This window comes from Mycobacterium sp. NGS62 (assembly GCF_059812285.1).
In genome coordinates this window covers 559,499-578,638 of record NZ_JCALCK010000001.1, presented here as the reverse complement: position 1 = coordinate 578,638, position 19,140 = coordinate 559,499, and the positions used below count along the sequence as shown (strand labels likewise).

General features: G+C 67.0%; 12 protein-coding genes and 1 pseudogene. 2 read left to right on the top strand and 11 right to left on the bottom strand.

Annotated elements, in window-relative coordinates:
- Window positions 1–134 precede the first annotated feature (134 nt).
- Window positions 135–1,256, bottom strand: a complete 1,122-nt coding sequence (locus AC5Y49_RS02760; RefSeq protein ID WP_499884273.1) for an alpha/beta fold hydrolase — start codon at window positions 1,254–1,256, stop codon at window positions 135–137.
- Window positions 1,257–1,474: 218 nt separating this feature from the next.
- Here AC5Y49_RS02760 and AC5Y49_RS02755 point away from each other — a divergent pair, with 218 nt between their 5' ends.
- The gene (locus AC5Y49_RS02755; protein WP_499884272.1) at window positions 1,475–2,251 is read left to right on the top strand and encodes an RsiV family protein; all 777 of its coding nucleotides are present in this window, start codon (window positions 1,475–1,477) and stop codon (window positions 2,249–2,251) included.
- Between the two features lie 73 nt (window positions 2,252–2,324).
- Entirely contained in the window at window positions 2,325–4,862 is a 2,538-nt protein-coding gene (locus AC5Y49_RS02750; RefSeq protein WP_499884271.1) for an excinuclease ABC subunit UvrA, read from the top strand.
- Here the strand turns inward: AC5Y49_RS02750 and AC5Y49_RS02745 are convergent.
- From AC5Y49_RS02745 to AC5Y49_RS02700, 10 genes and pseudogenes are all read right to left on the bottom strand, one after another.
- The gene (locus AC5Y49_RS02745) at window positions 4,859–5,941 is read right to left on the bottom strand and encodes a hypothetical protein (RefSeq protein WP_499884270.1); all 1,083 of its coding nucleotides are present in this window, start codon (window positions 5,939–5,941) and stop codon (window positions 4,859–4,861) included. The two genes, AC5Y49_RS02750 and AC5Y49_RS02745, sit on opposite strands and share 4 nt — an antisense overlap.
- 163 nt (window positions 5,942–6,104) lie before the next feature.
- Window positions 6,105–7,568, bottom strand: coding sequence for a biotin carboxylase (locus AC5Y49_RS02740; RefSeq protein WP_499884269.1), 1,464 nt, complete (start codon window positions 7,566–7,568; stop codon window positions 6,105–6,107).
- Window positions 7,569–7,594: 26 nt separating this feature from the next.
- Window positions 7,595–10,638, bottom strand: a pseudogene (locus tag AC5Y49_RS02735) (FAD-dependent oxidoreductase).
- Window positions 10,635–11,039 carry an SCP-2 sterol transfer family protein gene (locus tag AC5Y49_RS02730; RefSeq protein ID WP_499884268.1) on the bottom strand — a complete coding sequence of 135 codons (405 nt, stop codon included), beginning with the start codon at window positions 11,037–11,039 and terminating at the stop codon, window positions 10,635–10,637. Before AC5Y49_RS02730 ends, AC5Y49_RS02735 begins: the two are co-directional and overlap by 4 nt.
- The gene (locus AC5Y49_RS02725) at window positions 11,032–12,054 is read right to left on the bottom strand and encodes a hypothetical protein (RefSeq protein WP_499884267.1); all 1,023 of its coding nucleotides are present in this window, start codon (window positions 12,052–12,054) and stop codon (window positions 11,032–11,034) included. Before AC5Y49_RS02725 ends, AC5Y49_RS02730 begins: the two co-directional genes overlap by 8 nt.
- Window positions 12,051–12,320 (bottom strand): hypothetical protein, encoded by a 270-nt coding sequence (locus tag AC5Y49_RS02720; RefSeq protein WP_499884266.1) that lies wholly within the window; start codon window positions 12,318–12,320, stop codon window positions 12,051–12,053. The genes AC5Y49_RS02725 and AC5Y49_RS02720 overlap by 4 nt, the downstream gene beginning before the upstream one ends.
- Window positions 12,317–12,775, bottom strand: a complete 459-nt coding sequence (locus AC5Y49_RS02715) for a hypothetical protein (protein ID WP_499884265.1) — start codon at window positions 12,773–12,775, stop codon at window positions 12,317–12,319. Before AC5Y49_RS02715 ends, AC5Y49_RS02720 begins: the two co-directional genes overlap by 4 nt.
- The gene (locus AC5Y49_RS02710; protein WP_499884264.1) at window positions 12,772–13,956 is read right to left on the bottom strand and encodes a polyprenyl synthetase family protein; all 1,185 of its coding nucleotides are present in this window, start codon (window positions 13,954–13,956) and stop codon (window positions 12,772–12,774) included. Before AC5Y49_RS02710 ends, AC5Y49_RS02715 begins: the two co-directional genes overlap by 4 nt.
- Complete coding sequence (locus AC5Y49_RS02705) at window positions 13,956–14,705, bottom strand: hypothetical protein (RefSeq protein ID WP_499884263.1); 750 nt, start codon at window positions 14,703–14,705, stop codon at window positions 13,956–13,958. Before AC5Y49_RS02705 ends, AC5Y49_RS02710 begins: the two co-directional genes overlap by 1 nt.
- A 115-nt stretch (window positions 14,706–14,820) precedes the next feature.
- Window positions 14,821–19,116: an AAA family ATPase gene (locus AC5Y49_RS02700; RefSeq protein WP_499884634.1), complete on the bottom strand. Its 4,296-nt coding sequence runs from the start codon at window positions 19,114–19,116 to the stop codon at window positions 14,821–14,823.
- Between the last annotated feature and the right edge of the window lie 24 nt (window positions 19,117–19,140).

Genomic DNA, 19,140 nt, shown 5'->3' with positions numbered 1-19,140 from the left:
TGCAATTTGGTAATCCGTTGATCGCGGGTTCGAGCCCCGCCCGCCCACCTTAGTTCGCCTGGTCGATCGGTTAGCCGAGGACTTCGTCCGCCACCCCCCGGCTATTCACCGGCAGCTATTCGCGGTGCGCAGGCTCAATCCGGGTGTTCTGCCGGATCAGCGATCGCGTCTGATGCCGCCCGCTTGCGATACGCTCGTCGAGCCCAGGACATCGGTTGCTGCGAACGCTCTGTACGCCGCACCAGCTCGAGTTCGACATGGTCGGGTTCCTCCGTCCCGATTTCGATTCGGTCGCGGCTGCGGATGAACTCCAACACCAGTGCATCCGGATCGAGTAATTCGCGCTCCCACGCCTCGTAGTCATCCGGGTCCGCGACGCCCATCCTGTCGGCGGCATTGCTAAGCACCTCGCCCAGTTCGCCGTTCAGCAATTGGCGAAACGCGTCGGCGCCCTGCCGCGGATTGGCGATCATCCACGAGTGGTATGCGTCCGGCACCTTGTACAGGCTGGCGTCAGACTCGTTGGCGATGTCGCGCGCGTGTGGGAACGGCACAATCATGTCTTTTTCGGCGTGCACCACCATCGTGGGCATCCCCTCGTCGCGCATGGTGTGCAGCATCGCCGTGTAGTCACCGGACTCGATGATGGCTCTGATCGTCCGGACGGCCACGATTGGATAACGCAGGTTCGGCACCGCCGACGCCGCCAGCACGCGGACGTATCCGAGCTGCTCCCCGGGTGTGAGCTGCGTCGGGTCGCCCAGGGTGTCGCGGACCGCGGTGTATGCCGCTCCCAGCGCCTTGGTGGGGGACTTCACCAATTTTGGGATGTTCGTGTCGAACCGAGTTCCGGCCGCCGGGTCGAACAGCACCGCGGCGAGTACCCGCTCGGGCGCTCGTGCGGCCAGCTGGATCGTCATTCGCCCACCCATTGAATGGCCGACGAACAATGCTTGCCCAACGCCGAGGGCGTCCAACGCGCGCAACACCGAATCGGCGCGATCGGTGAAGCCGCAGGCGTCGCCGGGCAGTCGCCCAGTGTCGCCGTGACCGGCGGCATCGATGGCGACGACCAGAAATCCCATACCGGCGATCCGGCTGAGCATCCGTAGATATGCCTTATGGCTCAGCAGGAGCGCGTGCATGAATACCAACGGCACCCCGCTGCCACCGACTGAAAGTCCGATCCGGCGGCCGTCGTCGAGTTCCACGATGTGATGAGTCAGGCGGATGCGGCATGGTGAGATCTCCGTCATGGCCACGGCGGAATTCCCGGCTGGCCGGGAATTAAAACGGGATTGCAGAACAAAACACGCTGGTCGCTGCTAGGGGCGCACGCGATCGCCGAGTTTGAGAACCACCACCCGCGACCGAGCTGTCGAATTATTACAGTTGAACTCTGATTGACAGGAACACTGCACGCTAATCTCGCGTCCGGGGCGGGGTGCCGCATCTGCTTGGAGGGATTCACCACATGCGCTTCTTCAGCGTGCCCGTGCTCGTCACGGCAATCACCATCTTCGGCTCTTCCGGCATTGCCGCGGCTGCGCCGAAGGACTACTGCGCGGACCTCAAGGGCGCCAATACTGGCAGCACGTGCGAGATCCAGCTCTCCGACCCCGGGTACAGCGTCAACATCAGCATCCCGCTGGACTACCCCGACCAGCAGCCGATCGCCGACTACATCTCGAAGACGCGCGACGGATTCCTCAACGCGGCCAAGTCGGGTGCGCCCCGCGATACACCGTCTGAGCTGACCATCAAGCCGACGGAATACAGCTCGGCGCTCCCCCCGCGCGGCACGCAGACCGTCGTGTTCAAGGTCTACCAAAACGTCGGCGGCGCGCAGCCGCAGACGAAGTACAAGGCGTTCAACTGGGATCGGGGCTATCGCAAGGAGATCACCTGGACGGCCGCACCGGACGACAAACAAAATACGCCGTTGTGGCGGGTGGACGATCCGCTGAAGACCGTCGCGCCGATCGTCCAGGCTGAACTGCAGAAGCAGCTGGCACCACCGCCTGCCGCGCCGCCGGCGCAACCGGGACAGCCGGCGGCGGCCGAGCCGCCGGCACCGCCGCCGTTGCCGATCGCACCGGGCGCGCTGTACAACCCGGATAACTACCAGAATTTCGCGGTGGTCAACGACGGGGTGTACTTCTTCTTCGACCAGGGCGCGCTGCTGCCCGACTCAGCCGGGCCGTTGCAGGTGCTGGTGCCGCGATCGGCGATCGACCCGATGATCGCCTAAAGCGCAGCTGGCGCGTCGCCGAAGCAATCCGAGGAGTGAGGGCGGCCGCAGCACGGGTATTCGTCTGAGCACCATGACAGCAAGCACGGACGACATCGACCCTTGTGTGCGCGTTTACGGGACGCGCGTCCACAATCTGCGGGGTGTCGACGTCGCGGCGCCACGTGACGCGCTGGTCGCGTTCACCGGGATCTCCGGGTCCGGCAAATCGTCGCTGGCCTTCGGAACCATCTACGCCGAGGCCCAGCGCCGCTACTTCGAATCCGTCGCTCCCTACGCTCGTCGCTTGCTATTGCCAACCGGCGCACCAAAGGTGGATGACATCACCGGTCTGCCGCCTGCCGTCGCACTGCAGCAGCGCCGGGGGTCGGCGACGTCGCGGTCGACGGTCGGCACCGTCACGACCTTGTCGAACTTGCTGAGGATGCTGTTCTCCCGGGCCGGGACCTACCCGCGGGGGGCCACCGAACGACTGGACTCCGATGCGTTCTCCCCGAACACCGCGGTTGGGGCGTGCCCAGAATGCCACGGGCTAGGCCGAATCCATCGGGTGACCGAAGACACACTGGTACCAGACCCCTCGCTGACCATCCGCGAAGGTGCGGTTGCCGCATGGCCGGGCGCGTGGCAAGGCCAAAACCTCCGCGACATCCTCGTCACGCTGGGATACGACATCGACAAGCCGTGGCGGAAACTCCCTAAACGTCAACGCAATTGGATCCTGTTTACCGATGAGCAGCCGACAGTCGAAATCGATCCCGGCCAGCACCCGGTACAGGCCGATTATTACTACAACGGCACGTTCTCCAGCGCCGAACGCCACGTCCGCCACACGTTGGCCAACTCCCATAGCGCGATGATGCGTCGCCGCGTCCTGCAATTCGTCGACAGCGTCGAGTGCCCCGTATGCGACGGTTCCGGGCTGCGGCCGGAGGCGCTGAAGGTGACATTCGCCGGGCGCACCATCGCCGACTACACGGCGATGCCGCTGTCCGACCTTGCTGACACGTTGCGCCCGACGGCTTCTCGGACTGATGCCGCCGCCGCTTACGAGTCAACGAAATCCGGTGAGCTGACGGAAGTGGCGACCATGATCGCCGCCGACCTCGTCGCGCGCCTACAGGTACTCATCGATCTCGGCCTCGGCTACCTCACGCTAAGTCGCCGCACTCCGACGGTGTCACCCGGCGAACTGCAGCGGTTGCGGCTGGCCACTCAACTGCGCGCCGGCTTGTTCGGCGTGCTCTATGTGCTCGACGAGCCGTCGGCTGGCCTGCACCCCGCCGACGCCGAGCCGCTCCTCGAAGTGCTCGATCGCCTGCGGCGCGCGGGCAACTCGTTATTCGTGGTCGAGCACGACATGGACGTGGTACGCCGTGCCGACTGGATCGTCGACGTCGGACCTGGAGCCGGGGAGCTCGGCGGGGACGTGCTCTACAGCGGACCGGTGCCGGGTCTCGCCGACATCGAGGGGTCGGTCACTCGTCGGTACCTTTTCGACGAGGCCGGGCCGCCGTCTCGTCAACCGCGCACGCCGTCCGGGCAGCTACGGCTGCGCGGGATCTGCTTCCACAATTTGAGAGACCTCGACGTGGATCTGCCACTTGGGGTGTACACCGCGGTCACCGGAGTGTCCGGTTCAGGCAAGTCGACGCTCGTCGTCAAAGTCCTCGGCGATGTCGTGCACAGCCATCTCGGCACGGGACGAGCAGCCGAGCCGGCCGACTCCGATGACGACGAAACCGACACCGGGATAGTCGATCTCGATCACGACGCGAGCGCCGGTGTGACGGCAGCGGGGGTCGAGGAGATCAACCGGCTGGTATCAGTCGACCAGCGCCCAATCGGACGCACACCGCGCTCGACGCTGGCGACCTACACCGGCTTGTTCGACGCCGTCCGGCGCGAATTCGCCGCGACCCCAAAGGCGCGTCGCCGCGGTTGGACAGCGGGCAGGTTTTCGTTCAACGTGGCCGAAGGTCGCTGCCCCACCTGTCAGGGGGAGGGGTTCGTGTCAGTCGAATTGTTGTTTCTGCCAGGCACATACGCCACCTGCCCGGCGTGTCACGGAGCGCGTTACTCCGACGAGACACTCGAGGTGCGCTATCACGACCGTACGATCGCCGACGTGCTCGCGATGACCGTCGATGAGGCCTCGGAGTTTTTCGCCGACGTCGCCAGTGCAGCGCGGAGCCTGACCACGCTGCAAGAGGTAGGGCTGGGATATCTCCGTCTCGGACAGCCCGCGACCGAGCTGTCCGGCGGCGAGGCGCAGCGGATCAAGCTCGCCTCCGAACTGCAAAGACCCCGGCGAGGGCATACCCTCTACGTCCTCGACGAGCCGACTACCGGGCTTCACCCCGCTGATGTGGATCTGCTCGATCGGCAACTGCACCGATTAGTCGACGGGGGCAACACAGTGGTGGTGGCCGAACACGACATGCGGATGGTCGCAGGTGCGGACTGGGTGATCGACCTGGGACCGGGCGCCGGCAGCGACGGCGGTCGGATTGTTGCGGCGGGCCCACCTAAGAAGGTGGCACGTGCGAAACAGAGCCGCACGGCGCCGTATCTGGCAAAGCGGTTGACGCCGTCGATCGACCGCGGTTAGTTGACCTCGGGGCGCCGGTTGGTCTTGGCTTCCGCCTCAAGCCGTAGCTGGATAGCCCGCACCCTCGCCTCGTCGGCCAGAGCTTGTGCTTCGGCAGCTTCTGCCTCTGCCCACACCTCGGCAGCCCGAGCTTCGGCTTCCGCGGATTCGGCCTGCGCTCGCGCCTGGGCGGCCAAGGCTTCGGCTTCGGCGGCTTCTGCCCGCGCCCGCGCCCGCGCCCGCGCCTCGGCGACAAGGGCTTGGGCTTCAGCAGCTTCTGCTCGCGCCCGGGCCTCGGCGGCCAGCGCTTGTGCTTCGGCGGCTTCTGCCTGCTTTCGTGCGTGGGCGGCGAGAGACTGTGCTTCGGCGGCTTCTGCCTGTGCCCGCGCTTGGGCCGCCAAAGCCGCTGCTTCGGCGGTTTCTGCTTGCGCTCGCGCCTGGGCGGCTTGGGCTTCGGCTTCGGCGGCTTCTGCTCGCGCCTGCGCTCGCGCCCGTGCCTCCTCGGCCAGGGCTTGGGCCTCGGCCGCTTCGGCTTGCGCCCGGGCCTCGGCGGCCAGCGCCTCGGGTTCGGCCGCCAGGGCTTGGGCCTCGGCGGCTTCGGCTTGCGCCCGCGCCTGGGCGGCCAGGGCCTCGGCTTCGGCGGCCAGCGCTTCAGCAGCAGCGGCCAGGGCCTGGGCTTTGGCGGTTTCCGCGCGCGCCTGCGCCTCGGCGGCCACCGCTTCGGCTTGGGCGGCTTGTGCTTGGGCGGTGGCGGCCTCTGCCAGCGCGCGGGTCTCAGCGTCCAAATCCGGACGCGGCGGCTTTAACTCCGGCCGTGGCGGCATTGGCTGGACCTGCACCTTCGCTCGGTCAGCGCTCCATTGACGGTTGGCCTTCTGGGCACCGGCCGCGAGCGGCGCCGTTTGCGCAGCGACTCTCTGCTGGTCCACGAAGTAATAAACCACGACTAACCCGACGCCGGCCAGCAACAGCAGCGGCACGAACAGGGACGGGTGGGTGGCCACCCCGCCCAGGCCGACCATCGCCAGCGGTACCCCGAACACCACCCCGGCCCACTGATACCGATCAGCCTGGCCTATGACCATTCTCGAAGACCGCACGATCGCCTTCCTTCGCGGAGACGTTGGCATACAAAGCGTACTGTGACCGACGTCACGACGGTCAACCAAAACGTGTGTTTTTCAGCACAAAGTCGCGGGGCACAATCGTCGGGCGCCTGGCTCTGGGCTGTCAGGCGCCGGTTGACCCTCGATCAGCGGCAGCTCACGCTCGTGCGACGAGCCGCGAGACGATCGGCTCACCCGGTGTCAGGCGTGTCGACTGGAACTGCGCTTTGATGCCCTCGACCCAGCGCCGGCAGCGCTCGGTGAGCTTGTAGTCCTTGGTCTGCAGGTGTCCGCGGGTGACAAGCACGCCGAGCTCGGCGCCCTTGCAGCGCACGTCGCCCGGTGCCGCGATTCGCATGTAGAAGGCCTCGGACTCGTCAGTCAGCGAAGCCCAGTCGTTGGCGCTGCGTGCAAAGGAGACACGTCCGTCGTCGTGGAGGCGCCACACGCCGGTGCGTGGGGTCGCCGTCAACAGCTCGACATGCGGCGAGGTCTCCCAAATCATCAGCTGACCCCAGACATCGTCCCCGCCGTAGCCCCGTTCCCACCGCGCGTTGATCTCGTCGACGTCGACTTCATAGTCGACGTCCATGTACTCAAGCAGGTGGAAGAGGAACAGCGGCATGTCGGCGTACGCCTCGGTGGTCAAGTTCGTCATCGGGCTGACCCCGCTCAGCCGCGGGTTCACCTCGCCGAGGTACAACTCGTTCGAGTCGAGGTCGCGCAACAGATCCACCTCGAAGTAGCCGCGGTAACCCTCGCGATGCAGGCGGTTGCCCAACTTTCGCACCATGTCTCGGGCGGTGTGCGTCTGTTCCGGCGTCAGCGCCCCTCGCCAGACGTCGTTGCCGCACCAGCCGCCCTTGTACGGGGTCAGCTCCGAGTAACCGACGAGGCTCGTCATCGCGGGGCCGACCACGGTGCCGTGGCGAGTCACGGCGCCCTCGAGGCACACCTCGACATTGCGGATGCGCTTCATCACTTTGAGTTCCTGCCCGACCAGGACAGCGGCGTGACGGTCCCAGTCGCGCTGACTGCGCAGAAAGAACGTGGTGGTGCCGGCGTCGCCGTACGCGGCTTGGACGACGAGGTTGTCGCCCAACCCCGCACCCTGCGCGAGCGCCAGCAGTTCGTCGTAGGAGCCTGCCCGTCCGATGACATTAGGCACGCTCGCCACGCCCGCCTTCTGGGCTAGCCGTGTCATGACGATCTTGGAGCCCAGCCGATGGCGCAATTCCGCCGACGGCTGCATGACGTCGAGTCCCACCTCGTGTGCGAGGGCGTGGGTGCCCTCGTCAAGCATCACAAAGCAGGCTTTGCCGCCGGGTCCTCGGTGCGCGATGAAGTCGAGTGTCTCGGGGTCACGCAGCAGGTAGTTGCAGACGTCCTCCATGGAATCGAAATCCATGCGGTTGCGCCGCCGCGGCACGAACACGCGGGGATGTTCGCCCTCGAACGAGTCAAAGTACGTGAGGTAGAAGAAGTTTCGTATCCAGCGGTCGATACCGAGCAGGTTGAACGGGGTTGGCGAGATGAAATACAGCGGGACGGTGTTGGTGTGAAAGAACGCACGGACGTCGGAGATGCCGTGCAGTTGGCGGCGCGGCTCATGTACCTCCATTCCGCAAGTGTGCCCCTGCTCATCGTTCAGGGCGAGGGTGTTTCACGGACCTCGCTAGTTCTTGCTGAAGCCGACTGTGCACGCTCGATTGCGCTGCGAAATGGCGTGCCCGTAATAGGGAGGTGGGTGGCCGGCTCCGCCGTCACGTGCACAGGCACGACCGATGCGGCGGCCGGGCCGGCGCCAGTCCTCCGGCGCGGGCCCTCGAATTGATACCCGAAGTCGTATTCCGGCGGGCTCAGCACCTGGGGCGCTTCCGGTCCGCGGTCGAAGGGGCCGGAGGCGGCCTCCGGTAAGTCGATGCTCACGATTTGGCTCCCAAGTTCGCTGCCGGGGCCTAGATCCAACAGCGGCGGCGGCCATGTCGGGTTCGGCCGCTTGCGGGCGGTGCCGGTTGGGCCGCCCTTGCTGCCGGTGTCGTCGGCGGGGGGAATCGGCACGTTCGGTGGGCGCACGTTCTGGGCCGTGCCACCGCCGTCGGCGGACTCGGCGGTCGGCTGCGTTTCTGGCGCCTGCGGCGATACCGGTGTCGCCCCCGTCATCTGTTCGAGGTACTGCCGCCACGCTGCGAGATAGCTGAACAGTTGCTGCGCGTAGTCGGCCGGTGCGGGTGGCGTCGGTGCGACGGGGGCGGCGGTTGGTGGCGGCATGAACGGCATCGCGGACGGCATGAACTGTCCGCCCGGCGGCATGAACGGCACCATGGGCATCAGGAACGGCGCTGCCGGGAATGGCGGTGCGGCCGTCATGCCCGTCGTCCACTGCTCCAGCAGCTGCCGCCACGCCTGCAGATAGGCGAACAACTGCTGGGTGTAATCGCTTGTCGGCGTGAACATTTTTAACCTCCAGCGAGCGGGGGGACAGGGGACACGGGGGCACCCCATCCGGCCAGTACGTCCAGCGGATGGGGCAGCCCCTGTTGGCAAAATTTTGAGTCCAGCGTGCGCAGGGCGCGGGTGTCGGCGGGCTCGCGGTTTTCGATGTCGAAGATGTAGCAATAGTCACCGGCCGGTGTCGGCAGCCGAATCGGGCTCGACAGACCCTGATCGAGGAAGCCGAAGGGAAACTCCCAGCGCAGCGTGGTCTTCTCCCGGCGATCGACACCGGCCGACTCGACCCAGACGTAGTGGTCGAGGATGGCGTTGACGGCATGCCGTCCCGACTCGCACGCCGCCTCCATCGAAGTCAGCCGGGTGAACGTCTTGTTCCACGTGCCGGCGAAGACAACCGAATTGTTGTGCACCTGATAGCCGCCATGGCGGGCCTGCCAGACGTTGCGCTGCTGGAGGTCTTCGAGCCACCAGTCCTCGGGCGGCGCGCTGCTCCACGACGTTCCGTGCGGGTTCCACGGGTCGCTGCTGGGCCGGTTAGTCCAGTCCCCGACGATCGGAACGAGATACGGCGTCTCGTTCTGAACGGCGGGGCCCTGGCCCTGACCCTCACCGACCGCCATCACCAGGCCGCGGTCGAGCGCGTACCACGCGGGCCACGGCATGACCTCTTCGCCGAGAGCCTCGACGTTGCCCGTCAGCGCGGCAACGATTTGGCGCCACACCTCCGCGGCGATCTCATCGGGCGTGCAGTCGCGGGCCGTCTTGCCCAGGTGGCGGGACGGGGCGTTGAAATTCCCGATGTCGACCGACAGCACCGAGACGTGGCCGTCGCGGTCCAGAATCGGTTGTTTTTCCCATAAACCTTGCTGGTTGATCGATGACAGCGCCCAGTCGGTGTCGGCGTACAGCATGTGTCCGCGCAGCAGTTGGAATTCCGTGTCGAAGTAGTACTGGATGCCGCACAGCGTTTGGAACCGATCCCAGGGCACCCGGCCCAATTCGTCCATGGCGTAGGGATTGCGGCGTTGTCGCGGCCGCGTCGACGCGGGCTGCAGCGGTCCGTGGGGTGGGGGAGCGAAGGTGGTGAAGCCGTCCAGCCCCGCGGCGGTGCCGCCGGTTCCGCCCGCGCGCAACGCGGTGGTGATGTATTCGGCCGCCGGGGCGTCGACGGCGACGATCGTGTAGTCCGGCGTCGCGTGCGTACCGTCGGCGAACGTGATCTGCACGCGCGGCCTGAGGTGGGGCGGCTGAGTCGCGTCGAAGGCGGGCGGGTCGAGGCGGGTCGCGGCGTTGTGGACGAAGCGGACGCCGAGCGCGACGAGGTGGCGGTACCAGTGGTCGAACCACGCCTCGGTGGTGGGACCGTTGAGCACTCCGTCGGCCTTGTTGTCGGTGCGGTCCATGTTCAGGTACAGCTGCAGGTAGGTGCTGAGGTTGGTGCGCGCGTCGCCCCAGCGCGAGTCGAATGCGGCCAGAACCCTTGGCATTTGGCGCAGCAGCGCGTCGCACGGTGGCGTGTAAGAAAATTGGTTGGTTCCGGTCTTGCTGTCGTGTCCGACGAAGAAGTCGTAGGCGGACACGTTTTGCAGTTCCCGCGCCCGCCGCAGCGGACTGGTGACGAGGTAACGCAGCATCCTGCGCTGGAAGGTTGCGACGTCGCCGGCGGTCAGGCCCACCGTCGCGAGTTGACCCAGGATTCCGAGGAATTCGGCGCCGCTGCGGGGCAATTCGCGGGGAAAGACGAGGGACGGCTTGCCGTCGACCGTGACCCCCTGGGTGATCACGCGCCGGACGTTGTCATAGATGGTGCGCGAGGTCGGCGCCCAGTCGCCCGCGTGCGTGAGCTCGTAGACCGGGATGCGCTGGAACATGTCCCAAATGTGTAGGTAGTACGCGGGAAAGAAGCGGAAGCCGTGCTCGCCGGCAACGGCTCGCCCGGGGAGACGTGGCTGGCCCCGCCGGCCCGGGAATGGACGCAGCTCAGCGCGGCTGCCGTCTTGCGTGCCCACCGTCGAATATTGCGACGCCGCAAGGCCGCCGAGCTTGACGGGTGGGTACGTCCCGGCCGGCCCGGATCCCAGGCCGTTGCGCTCATCGCGTCGCGGCTCGTACACCGTGACGACGAAGCCGCGCTCCGCCAGTTCGTGGGCGGCGGTGAGGCCGGCGATCCCGGCGCCGAGGACCGCCACCGTGGGACGCCGTCCGCAGGACGCCGGTGTGCATACGCACTCGCTCATGGCGGCCCCGCCCGCAGCTCGGACAACAAGCCGGGCTGTGAGGGCGCCCGGACCGCGGCGTGGACGTACGCCAGCAACGAGGCGTGCGCACGCTGGACGTCGTCGAGCGCACCCAGCACGCTCACCGTGCCCGCCTCCACCGCCTCGCCAAGCCCCACCCCCGCATCGAGCAGGTCGAGGATTGTGCCCCGCGAGGTGACGATCCGGACGCCGGGCATGCCTGCGGCGCCGTCCGACACCCGAAGCCGGTCCCCGCCGCGCAGCGAAAAGACCTCGCCGTCGACATTCAGCTCAACCACCATCGGGCCGAGCTCGGCAACCAACAAGCGGTAACTGTCGGGCACCTCGCTCTCGAGATGCTCGACCGAGCGCCGCAACAACGACGAAACCCGGTCAGCCATGGAGGAACTCGAATACGCCCGTGCCGACGAAGTCGAGATGTTCGCCGTTGATCGTCCCGCTCGCCCGAGCGGTCCCATTGGTTTCGCACAGCACCGTCGATCGGTCGAGACTCACCTCACTCGGCTGCGCCAGCCGGGCATAGGACTGCGAACGGAACTCGGCCTGCACCCGGTCTGCCGCCCGCGTCGCGGTGATCTCGATCCGCTGCGGCACCCCGGGAACCTCGCCGTCCAGCAGCAGGCGCATCGGGGGCGGCAATGTGCAGTCGGCCGCGCGGCCGAGCGGGCCGTTTGACTGTGTCGTGACCGCGGCGTGCCGGAAGATGGCGGCGGGTTCGTCGTGATGCCACACGTAGAGCGACTGGGATAGGCAGCGCAGCCGGCTCCGGTCGGTTATCTGCACGAAAACCATCGACCACGGGTCCCGCTGTCCGCTGGGCAAAATGGTGCCCCACGTCCAGCCGAAATCCTCGCCCCACCAGAACCGGCCCCAGTTGTGGTCGTGATAGGCGAGGTCGTTTTCCATGCGGTGCTCGCGGCCGCCGATGCGTAGCCATCCGTCGGCCCGCAGCCTCGGTACGAAGAGCCAGCTGATCCGGCCGTCGCCCGCCGGTTCGTTGCGAACCACGAACGGCCGGCTCGCCGAGGTGAAGTGCAACTCGCCCCGAATACCCTTGTCGGGCAGGTCGACTACCACGCGGTAGCCCTCGGGCAAGACGATCATCCGGTTGTCGCCGACGGCCAGGTCGCCCAGATCGGCCGAGACGTTGAGGGCGCGGTCGTCGAACCGCTCGACGGCCCCGGTCCACTTGCCGTCGTGCGCGATCACAATGACCCGCGGCACCAGCCGGGCCGGGCCGGCGCCGCACGCCTCGTTGGTCAGGTTGAAGTTGATCAGGAGTCGCATGCCCCGCCCGTGGACCACGAAGTGGTGCCACTCCTTGAAACCCGTGGGGCGGGCGGTGGCCAGCACCGGGGCGCGGAGGAAGTCGCTGCGTGCGAGCACGGCGCTCATCGCAGCCACCGCAGCGTAGTCGTGGCCACGGGCGGCGGGCTAAGTTGTGCCGCAGCGGTATTGGCGAGTCGTTCGATCGCCGCGCCGACGCTGGCAAGCCCGAGCAGGGCGTGCACGAAGTCGTCCGGGTCGCGGGGACTCCCGGCGCGGCGGTCACCGTCGGCGGCCAGAGTGTGAACCACCTGGGCCAGCCCGGCCAGGCCAAGCAGGTAGCCGATGAAATCGGCGTTGTCGGCGAGCGCTTCGCGGGGATCGGTCAGCGTCATACGAACCCCTCGGGCCGCAGGCGATCCAGGACGGCATCATCGAGGCCGCCGCCGACGACGACATCGGCCAACAGTTCGGCCCAGGCGTCGGGGCCGGCGTTGGGCGCGGCGGGACCGTCGAGAACGTTGAGGCTCACCATCTCCCACACGCGCCGGAGGTTCTCCACCGCTTCCGCGGCGACCAACCCGTCGCGCAGCCGCGCCCCGCGGGGAGTTTTCGCGTAACGACGGCCCTCGGCGACGAGCAGGTCGTGCAGCCTCCGAGCGGCCGCGGGGTTGCCCAGGACCGCACGGCGCGTGCCAAGCAGTAGGTCGAACACGCTGCGCTCCGCGTCGCCGGCCTCGTCGGGCGGGTCCGGGTGCAATCCCGGCGTCTGCCGCTCGATCAGGTCGAGAGTGAGCTCGCGGATCCGCTCGAACTCGGCCAGCATGCCGAGCAGGGCTTCGGGGTTCATCGGGTCCGCCCGTGCACGTAGTCCACCAGATCGCAAAGCACGTCCCGGTGCCTGCTGCGCGGGAACCAGTCCAGACCTGCGAGCACTTTGGCCGCCTCCCGGGCATGCCGGGCGGCGACGTCACGGGCGTGCTGAAGCGACCCGACGCGGTGCATCAGTTCGTAGAGCCAGCGAATGTCGTTGAGGCTCTTGGGCTCCGAGGGGTGGTGGCCCTGCAGCCGAGCTTCGATCTCGGTCCGCCCGGACTGCGACAACTCGCCGCGCGCGGTCAGTCGATCCAGCAACTCGGTCAGGCCCAACTCACCGTCGGCGCTTGGGCGGCGCCGGGACAGAATCTGCACTGCGCGGTCACGCTCCGCCCCCTCGGCACACCGCAAGGCGTGCAACAGCATCAGCGTCCGCTTGCCCTCCCACAGGTCGCCGCCGATCTCCTTGCCGTACTCCTCGGGATCTGCGCGCAGGTTCAGCAGGTCGTCGGTGATCTGGAATGCCGCTCCGAGGTGCCGCCCGAGGGATTCCCACGGCGCCAACCGCTCTGGCTCGGCGCCGGCCGCGATCGCGCCCGCCTGCAGCGGCGTGATGAACGAATACCAGCTGGTCTTGAGCTCCACCATCTTCAGGTAATCGGCGTCGTCGAGCCGCCAGGCGTTGGACCGCACCCACTCGAGCTCGAGCGCTTGGCCGTCGACGGTCAAGCGGGTCATCTTGGCGACGGCCCGCAGGATGCGCAGCGCGGGCCCAAGCCCCACGCGCTCGACGTTGTCGAGCAGCGGCTGCAGCGACAGCGACAGCATGGCGTCGCCGACATTGACGGCGATCGGCACACCATGGTCGACATGCAGCGTGGGTTTGCCGCGCCGCCACCACGATTCGTCCTCGATGTCATCGTGGATGAGAAACGCGTTGTGGTAGAGCTCGAGCGTCGCGGCGGTCGGCAGTATCGCCTCGAGGTGGCCGCCGAGCCCGAGGCACGTCGCGATGCTCAGTGCCGGCCGCAGCGCCTTCCCGCCGCGCATCGGGTAGTCGAGGATCAGCTCGTAAAGGCCGTTCGACTCCCGCTCACCCGGCCCGTACAGCCGGTCGATCTCGCCGTCGCACGCGTCCTTGCACAGGGCGAGATACTCCTCGAGAGCGCCCGGCGCCACCGGGAGTGCGCGCGACTGAGGCAAGGTCGATGTCATTACGGGTTGAGGACGACGACGTATCCGCTCGGATCCTTGACCCTTAACACATAGCTGAGGCGGACTCTGAGTTGAATCATGTTGTTGGCGGCGTCGCCGACGACCTCCAGGCTGGGCGGGACGCTGACGGCGAGGTCCAATGCCTCCTCACCCGCGGAGGCCTCCGCCGCGCCTGCGGGCGCGATCCGCTGCCGCCGGCCGAGCAGATACGCCAAGGCCTTGGCCTTGGGCTTCTCCAGCGCCCCGACGCGTTGCAGCGAGCTGATATTCGCCGGACGCAACACGACATCGGTGCCGGGGTAGCCGTTGGTCGTGAGTTTAGTGAGTTTCTTGAGGCCGTCCGTGTTCGTGATGAGACACGACGGCGCACGGTACCCACCATTTTCGACGTCCGCCCGGGCCGCGATGAGCGCGTCGAGGATGTCCTGAGTCGAGTTGCCGCCGAGGGTCTCCGTCTTCGCGCCGGTACGAAGCGCCGGAAACACCGCGTCGTCGACCGCCGCCGCGAGCTTGACGGTGTTGGCGATCACGTTCGCGAGCAGGATGTCGGGCTTGGGCGCGATCACGTCGGCCAGCATCACCTGGAAGTCGATAGGTACCGACGTGAGGGTGAGGAATGCGGGCGCCGTCACGTTGTCGTTGGGCACCTGTGTCTGGCTGGGGTCGCCCGTGTCCCAGTGCGGGATCGCCTGCCAGGCAATGCTGGACTGCTCGAACGTCTCTTTGACGGTCTGGTTGGCAAGGGCCAACCGCTCACCGCTTAGGTACATGGCTGTGACCCTCCTGACTGTCGTGCAAATCATGGCAGACGAAATCGGTAATCGAATAGCACTTTGCCGCAGTTTTTGAAAGTGGAGTATTGGACTACTTGTTCAGGAGCGCTATCTCCTGACCAGGGGTCATCTCGCCGCGAGCCACCGCGTCGCAGTGCGCCAGGTGCAGTGTTGCTACGGGGTCGTCGGGCAACAACTCGCGGCATCGTTCGAAGGCGGCGCGCGCCCGGTCGACATCGCCGCCGTCGAATAGCGCGAAGGCCTCGTCGAAAGCGGGCTGCGCCGCACGCTTGGCGGTCCGCATAGAAGCCGAATCTTCGTTGTATACCTCGTAAATCGTCACCGGACGGCGCCGGTTGACCACCATGACGCGTTCCATGCGACGGATATCGAACTGTTCCGAACGATCGAGCCGACTATAGGTACGGTCGGAAATCAGCAGAGCGGAGCCGTAGCGTTTGTTGGTGCTTTCGATGCGGGCGGCCAAGTTCACCGCATCGCCGATAATGGTGAGCACCATGCGGTTAACCCCGCCTACCAGCCCGACGCCTACCGCGCCGGTGTTGATGCCGATGCCCGCCCGCAGCTCCTCGGAGCCCAGTGCCGTCCGCTCCCGGTTGTGCTCGCGCAGGGAACGCAGCATGGCCAACCCCGCCCGCACCGCGTCGGGCTCCGAGTCGAAGACGGCGACGATCTCGTCGCCACGCACGTCTTGGATCATGCCGTTGTAACTGATGATCGGAAGCTCGACTGCCCGCAGAAAACCCATCGCCAGGTTGCTCGCCTCCGCCACGTCCATGTCCTCGAGCATGGTCGTGTAGCCGCGGATATCGCTGATGAGCACCGTCATCTCGCGTTCGACCCGGTAGCCGGCGCGGACGCGACGAAGGTCGTCGATGTCGAGGATGCGCAGCAGTTCGTTGGGCACGAATTTCGATTGCACGTCCATGAGCGACTGCCGGTGCTCGTCGGCCGCCCGTAGCCGTTCCTCGAGCTGGAAGTTCCACAGGGGCGCGGCGGCCTGTTCGCAGAGGAAGGTGACTGCCTCCTCGTGGGCGGTGCCGAAGTTGGCGCCGGACTTATCTTGCTCGGCATAGATCACACCGATCGTGCTGTCGTGCAGGGTTATTGGGACGGCCAGGGTCGCCAGCCTGCGACGGTCGGCGGCGACGACTACGGGGGAGCCACCGTCGATCACGCGGCGCACGATGTCACTGTCATAGGCGACCTCGGTCCACGGCCCGTCCACGATCGAGATGTCGCCATGGTCACTGACGGCCCGGACCGTGGGGTTCTCCGCGGTACCGGTGATGAACAAGACGCGGGCTGCGCCAGTCGTGTCCGCGACGGAGCCCAGGATGATGTTGGCCAATCCGTCCCGGGTCCGCGCGCCCGACAACGCGCGCAGAAGCTGATGCGCGCCGACCGGGTCGATCCCAGCCGAACCCGTCTTGAGATCGCGTCGCAGTAGCCAGGAGTGTTCCCGCGCTAGCCAGTCCGCGCGCACCGCGAAACCCAGACTTAGCCAACGCTGATACGCCGACCGCAGCATGTGTTCGCGGAGCGTTTTTCGCCCGGTCTCGGCGTAAAGGGCGGCGGCCTCCTCATGGGCGCGCGCGCTAATCGTTGGGAGCCGGTTTTCCTCGGCAAGCTCAATCGCTTGGTGAAGGTAGCGATCTGCGTGGGCGTGTTGGCCGCGTGCTCGCGCCCAGGCTCCTCGGATCAGGGCATACGGTGCCGCGTAGTTTTCCGGAGCGCCCGTCGCCCACTTGCGGTGCAACACCAGCGTCTGGCGCACGAAGCGGGCAGTCGAGCGGTCCCGCGGCGCGCACTGGATCATGCTGAGGGCGCCAATCATGTAGACGAGTTGTGATGCCGCAATGCCGGCCAGACCGCCGAGATGCTCGATTGCCTCTGACGTGGCGGCGACCGCACCGGCGTGGTCGCCAGACCAGAAGTGCAGGCCCTGTTTCATGGCCGCGGCTACACCCATGGCCACCTCGTCGCCCTCACTGCGGGCCGCCGGCAGCACCTTTCGCTCGTCGTAACCGCTCTCGCCGGCAAGGAGAAAGGGGTCGGCGCTCCGGCCCATGAGGTTGAGGCAAAGCTGCTGCATGGCCTGGCACAGAGCGCTGTGCACGGGCTGGGAACGGATGTGGGGGATAAGGGAACTGGCGAGGGCATCGATCTCCGGGAGCGGGCGACCGGCCCAAAATGACTGGGAGAGCAGGGTCGCGACGAGGAGGCCGGCGTTTTCCTGGTCGCCCTGGTCGAGTGCGTCCTCGACGGCGTCGCGAAGTTCGCCCAAGCCGTCTTGAATGGGGTGGCGCCAGTGGTGGATGTAGTCCAGGTACATGAACACCGTCTGCGGCCTCGCCTGGCGGAATTCCGGGCGCTCTGCGAGCAGCATGCCGACCTCGCCGAAGCGCTGACTGCCCGCGTGGTCACCGAGCAGCACGAGCACAATCCCGTAGCCGGCAATGACCAGCGGTGAGGACGGCGTATGGCCGTGGGCCAACGTGAGATCGAATTGCTTTCGCACGAGCAAGGGCAAGAGGTTAGGCCGCACCAGAACCGCCATGTTGCACAGCTCGGCAAGAATCCGGTGCAGTGCAATGACGCACTCGTCGTCGCAGTGCCGCAGCCGAAGCAGCCGATCGTTGCTCCAGCGGCGCGTCGTCAGCCTCATCCGTACCAGCGCATTGCCCATCCGCGGCTTGCCGGCATTGGCGGGCACCTGTTCGCCGAGCTCGTCGAGCGCACGCAGCCCAATGTCGAGTGCCTCCTGGAGACGATTCTGTGCGACCCGCCCCTTCAGTCGGAGGTAGGCCAGGCGGGCGCGGTCTGCGGGCTCGTGCAGCACCTGCTCCGCCTCGTCGAGCAACACATAGAGCGCCGCCACGTCACCGACCAGCAGTGCGGCTTCCGCGGCATCGAGCTGCAGCTCGCGGGACAGGGCAAAGTGAGTGGCCCAACGCTGTTCGTCGAGCAGGTCCATGGCGTTGCGGCAGTATGCGAGCGCCAATGGGAACGAGGTCTGCGCCTTCGCTTTTAGCGCCGCGCGCCGCAGCACATCGACGAACTGAACGCGCTCGGCATCGTCGGGCAGCCCACGGCCGCCGATGCCGACGTGGCGCGCGGCCTCGAACAGCCGATCGTCGCCTCGCTCGACCAGCCGTCGACCAATCCGCAGGTGTGTTTCGCGTTGAGCGGCACCGGATAATCCGACGCGCGCTGCCTCCGCCACGCGATCGTGGCTGAAGCGGTACCAGGCGTCGCGACTGATCGCGTTGGCGATCCGCCTGCCGCCGCTGTCGACGGCCTCGAGCAGACGAAGCTCGAGGCACGCCCAGAGTGCCTGGGCCACCACGTCGGGCGGCTCCGCGGCCGCCGCCGTGGCGTCGTTGAGGTCGAACTCGCCGCCAATGCAGGCCAGCGAACTCAGCACAGCGCGATCGTTCGGACGCAGCTGGTCGAGGTAGCGGCCGAGGAATTCGGCTGCCGTGGCGGTGACCTCGATCGACGCAAGGACGCGCAGGTCCCAACTGGGACGGCCACCCGCGCCGACTGGAGTGAGCGCACCTTCGCGTTGTGCGCGGTACAGGAGCTGTCGAACCTGCAGCGGATTCCCGCCGGTCCGATGCTGGAACTCGGCGGCCACATCGCCGAGCTCCACGCCCCGGCCGGACACCGCGGCAAGTAGCTCCTCGACGTCCTCAGTGGAGAGTGGCCCGAGTTCAATGCTGCGCAGTGCCGCGGAACTGAGACCCGCTGCGCCCGCATCGAATTCACCCGCGCGGTGCGCACCCAGCACCAGCACATTGCGCAGCGACACCGTCAAGAGTTCGGATAGCAGCAGCAGCGTGTCGCGATCGGCCCACTGCAAATCGTCGATCGCCAGCACCACGGGTCGATAGGCTGCGGTATCGGACAACAATCGATTGACGGCACGGTGCAGCCGTCGGCGAGCGTCGGCCGCGTCGAGGTCTGTCGCCACCTGCGGGACCTCACCGAGCACCCGCGCCAGGTCGGGCACGAGCTCACCGAGGACGCCGGCGATCGAGGACATCCCGCCGACGATGTCCGCACGCCAACGGTCGCGTTCGGCCGGCCCGGTAGCTTCCATCGTGCGGACCAGCGAGCCGAACGCATCTCCCACCGCCGAGTATGGGGCCGGCGCCCCGTCCCGGCACCGCCCGTACGCAAACACGCAGTCGCGCCCGGACACCTCCGCGCCGAAGGCTTGAACGAGCGTCGACTTGCCGACCCCCGGCGCCCCGCTGAGCAGGACGCATTCCCCGCCGGCACGACCCGCCGCTTCCACTGCGGCTCGGAGTTCGCTGAACTCCTGTTGTCGGTCGACCACACGGCCGTCGAGGTCAAGCACCGGTGCCGTCATGTTGCCGAGCAC